The organism is Saccharomonospora iraqiensis subsp. iraqiensis (assembly GCF_000430445.1).
In the GTDB taxonomy this organism is placed as follows: domain Bacteria; phylum Actinomycetota; class Actinomycetes; order Mycobacteriales; family Pseudonocardiaceae; genus Saccharomonospora; species Saccharomonospora iraqiensis.
Window position 1 is genome coordinate 1,670 of sequence record NZ_KE387096.1, and the last position, 4,007, is coordinate 5,676.

Sequence of the window (4,007 nt, forward strand, 5' to 3'; positions counted from 1 at the left end):
GCATCCGCACCGCCCGGCCCGGCGAGCGCGGTGACGAACAGGCCGAACCCGACCACGATCGCCGCCACCGACGCGGCGAGCAGGACCAGCCACGGCCAGTCGGACCCGCCGTCGGGGCGCCGCCGACCTCCCGATCCGGTGCCGCGGACACCCGACCCGGCCGTACCGGACGGTGACCGCCCCCGGAACACCGATGCCCTCGCCACGTCCCGGACCATCGCGACCTCCCACGCTCGAACACCAGTTCTATCGAACGTACGTGCGATTCTTGCAGAACGTCTCCGGAAAATCGAGACGCACCGACACGCTTGTCGAACATGCGTTTGAGAAACGTGTCGATGACAGATAGTGTCGACAGTGGACATGCAGTATCGGGCACGGCCGACGCGTCGCGCTCTCGACCGGGAGGCAGTACGGGGTGGCACGCAAGACGGAGGACAGCGGCACGGTCGGCGACCTCACGCCCGTCGCCGAGGAACCCGACGAGAGTCTGACACCGCGGCAGCGCACGGTCCTCGACGTGATCCGGGACTGGGTCGACCGGTACGGGTACCCGCCGAGCGTGCGGGAGATCGGCAAGGCCGTGGGGCTGACGTCGACCTCGTCGGTCTCCCATCAACTCCGCGCCCTGCAGCGCAAGGGCTACCTGCGCCGGGACGCGAACCGGCCGCGCGCCGTGGGCGTGCTGGCCGCCGACGTCGAGCGTGCCGATCCGACGACTCCGCCGGGGACCGCGGCGAACGCCGCACTCGTGCCGCTCGTCGGGCGGATCGCCGCGGGCGGTCCCGTGCTCGCGGAGGAGTCGATCGAGGACGTCTTCCCGCTCCCGAAGGACATCGTCGGCGAGGGGGACGTCTTCCTGTTGAGCGTCACCGGTGACTCGATGGTCGACGCCGCGATCACCGACGGGGACTGGGTCGTGGTGCGCCAGCAGCCGACCGCCGACAACGGCGACATCGTGGCGGCCATGATCGAGGGAGAGGCCACGGTGAAGACGCTGAAGCACCGGGACGGCCACGCGTGGCTGCTGCCGCACAACGAGGCGTACGAGCCGATCCCCGGCGACGACGCCACGATCCTCGGCAAGGTCGTGGCGGTGCTGCGCCGGCTCTGAGCGCCGACCCCGGGCGCCGGTTGCGGGGTCGGGTCGTGGGCATCGGGCCACGGGCTCGGGTCGGGGACGGGTCCGGGGTCAGCGCCGTCGGAGCCTGCCGAAGCCGGCCATGACCACCGCGGCGAGCCCGAGGGCCACCAGGACACCGGGGAGCGTCGCGAGCCCGGACCCGTCGGTGCCGTCGGACGCGGTGTCCGCCCGTCCCCCGGATCCGGGGTCCTCCGGCCGGGTCCCGGATCGGCTCCGCGGGGCGGGATCCGTCGCGTCGTCCGACGCCGGGGCGCGGGCGAGCGTGGCCGCGTCCGGGACCACACGGAGCGGACTGCCGACTCCCTCGCTCACGGACACCAGGTCGCCGTCGTCGGTGAACGCGAGCGACTCGCCCTGCTCCTCGTCGGGGAGCGGAACCCGGACCGGCTCCCGCTCCAGGGCCGCGGGCAGGTCGCCGTCGTCGACCGGGTACAGGTACGCGTCGGTGTAGGTACGGACGGCGAGTACGGACCCGTCCCGGGCCAGGGCCGCACCGGTGATCAGTGTCGACCCGAGGGTGCCCACGGGTCCGCCCGGGGTGTCCGTGGGGCTGTGCGAGACCGTGCCGACCTCCTCCAGCGGGGTCGGCCCCGGCGCCGCGAGCGGCCCGGCCGGCCGGTAGACCGAGGACACTCCGAGCACGTCCTTGGTGATGATGTGCGGAACACCCTGCTCGTCCACCACGAGCGCCTCCGCGTCGTGCGGGCCGTCCGGGTAGGTCAGACGGTACAGCGTCGCCCCCGCGTCCGGCGCCGCCCCGCGCGGGACGGCGTGCAGGGCCACCGTCTCGCGCCTGCGCCGGTTGTCCCCGGTGTCCCCGAGCCAGAGGGTGCCGTCCGGACCGAGCGCGAGGTCCTCGACGTCGTACGGATCGATCGGGTGCCGCAACACGTCGCGGACCGCGCACGTGTCGTCGAGCACGAACACCTCGACCCGGGTCCCGCCGTCGTTCACCGCGTACACGTCCCCGTCCCGGGCGGCCAGTCCGGACACCTCGTCGAGCCGGTCGTCGCTGAGCGAGCAGCGCACTTCCGGCTCCGGCACGGACCCGGCCGGGGCGGTCCGCACCGTCGTGCCCACTGCCGACACCGGGGAGTCCCCGGACGCGGCAGGGGCGGGGAGCAGCGCGGAAGGGAACAGCAACACGGCCGTCGCGACACCGAGTGCGGGACCGTTCACTCCCGCGACGATAGCGGACCCGGGCCGGCACCGCCGCACCCGAACCCGCGCGAACTCACGTCGGGGAGGCGTCCGTGACGTAGCGGTCCAGTGCGGCCGCGAGGTCCGGGTGGACCCGGGCACGCAGGTGGGTTCCCTCGGAGGTGTGGTCCTCGGCCAGCACCTCACCGTCGGCGTGCGCACGGGCCACGAGTTCGCCCCGGGTGTAGGGAACCAGGGCGTCCACCGTCACCTCCGGGTGCGGCAGCCGCTCGGCGACCTCCGTGGTCAGTTCCGCGATCCCCGCCCCGGTGTGCGCCGAGACGAGCACGGCATCCGGAGCGAGATGGCGCAGCCGGGCGAGGGCGACCTCGTCGGCCGCGTCGATCTTGTTGATCACCACGAGTTCGGGCGGCAACGTCGCGGAACGCTGCTCGGCGATCTCCCCGAGGACCTGCCGCACCGCGGTCAGCTGGTCCTCCGGAGATGCGGCGGACCCGTCCACCACGTGCACGAGTAGATCGGCGTCGGCGGCCTCCTCCAGCGTCGAGCGGAACGCCTCCACCAGCTGGTGCGGCAGGTGCCGCACGAACCCGACGGTGTCGGTCATCGTGAAGACCCGGCCGTCCGGGGTCGCCGACCGCCGGGTGGTCGGGTCGAGGGTGGCGAACAGGGCGTCCTCGACCAGCACCCCCGCCCCGGTCAGGGCGTTGAGGACGCTGGACTTGCCCGCGTTGGTGTAGCCGACCAGCGCGACGCTCGGCACCGCGTTCGCCACCCGGCGCCCCCGCTTGGTCGCGCGGATGGTGTCCATCGCGTCGATGTCCGCACGCAGCTTGGCGACCCGCTTGTTGATGCGCCTGCGGTCGGTCTCCAGCTTCGTCTCACCGGGGCCACGCAGCCCCACGCCGCCGTTACCGCCGCCCGCGCGACCGCCCGCCTGCCGGGCGAGGTTCTGTCCCCAGCCCCGCAGCCGGGGGATCAGGTACTGCAGCTGCGCCAGCTCGACCTGGGCCTTGCCCTCCTTCGAGCGCGCGTGCTGGGCGAAGATGTCCAGGATCAACGCGGTCCGGTCAATGACCTTGACCTTGATCTTCTCCTCCAGCTGCCGCAGCTGGCTCGGCGAGAGCTCACCGTCGCAGACGACCGTGTCGGCGCCCGTGGCGAGCACGATGTCGGCCAGTTCACGGACCTTGCCCGCACCGATGTAGGTCGCCGGGTCCGGCCGCGACCTCCGCTGGATGAGCCCTTCGAGCACCTCGGAACCCGCGGTCTCGGCGAGCCGCGCCAGTTCGGCCAGCGACTCCTCCGACTGTTCCGCGGTGCCCTCGGTCCACACCCCGACGAGCACGACGCGCTCGAGGCGCAGTTTCCGGTACTCGACCTCGGTGACGTCGGTGAGCTCGGTGGACAACCCCGCCACCCGGCGCAGCGAGGCGCGTTCGGCGAGGTCGAGTTCCCCCTGGGAGAGCTCGCGGTCGTCGAGCTCCACGTCGGGGAGATCGTTGCGTGTCGGTTCTGTCATCGTCTCCCTATCGTCCCACGCCACGTGGGAAAGAACGAGCGAATTTACCCGTCCGGACGCCCGTGCCCGGACGCGGACGGGCGTGTCCCCGGACAACCGGGCGGCACGCGGACGTATTCCCGCCACGCCGGTCCGCGTCCCGCGCACCCGGCGGCTCACGCCGCGGTGCCGACCACGCGG

4 protein-coding genes are annotated in these 4,007 nt (G+C 72.8%); 1 reads left to right on the forward strand and 3 read right to left on the reverse strand.

The features are described from left to right. On the reverse strand, positions 1–206 hold a 206-nt coding region (locus ACTIR_RS26655), incomplete at its 3' end, for a hypothetical protein (protein ID WP_161629637.1). Positions 207–418: 212 nt separating this feature from the next. On the opposite strand from ACTIR_RS26655, the gene lexA reads away from it, so the two are divergent. After that, complete coding sequence (gene lexA / locus ACTIR_RS0113455; RefSeq protein WP_026454672.1) at positions 419–1,114, forward strand: transcriptional repressor LexA; 696 nt, start codon at positions 419–421, stop codon at positions 1,112–1,114. A 78-nt stretch (positions 1,115–1,192) separates the two neighbouring features. Here the strand turns inward: lexA and ACTIR_RS0113460 are convergent, their stop codons facing one another. Then, positions 1,193–2,323: a hypothetical protein gene (locus tag ACTIR_RS0113460; RefSeq protein ID WP_026454673.1), complete on the reverse strand. Its 1,131-nt coding sequence runs from the start codon at positions 2,321–2,323 to the stop codon at positions 1,193–1,195. Positions 2,324–2,378: 55 nt separating this feature from the next. Further along, positions 2,379–3,827, reverse strand: coding sequence for a GTPase HflX (gene hflX, locus ACTIR_RS0113465; RefSeq protein ID WP_026454674.1), 1,449 nt, complete (start codon positions 3,825–3,827; stop codon positions 2,379–2,381). Positions 3,828–4,007 lie beyond the last annotated feature (180 nt).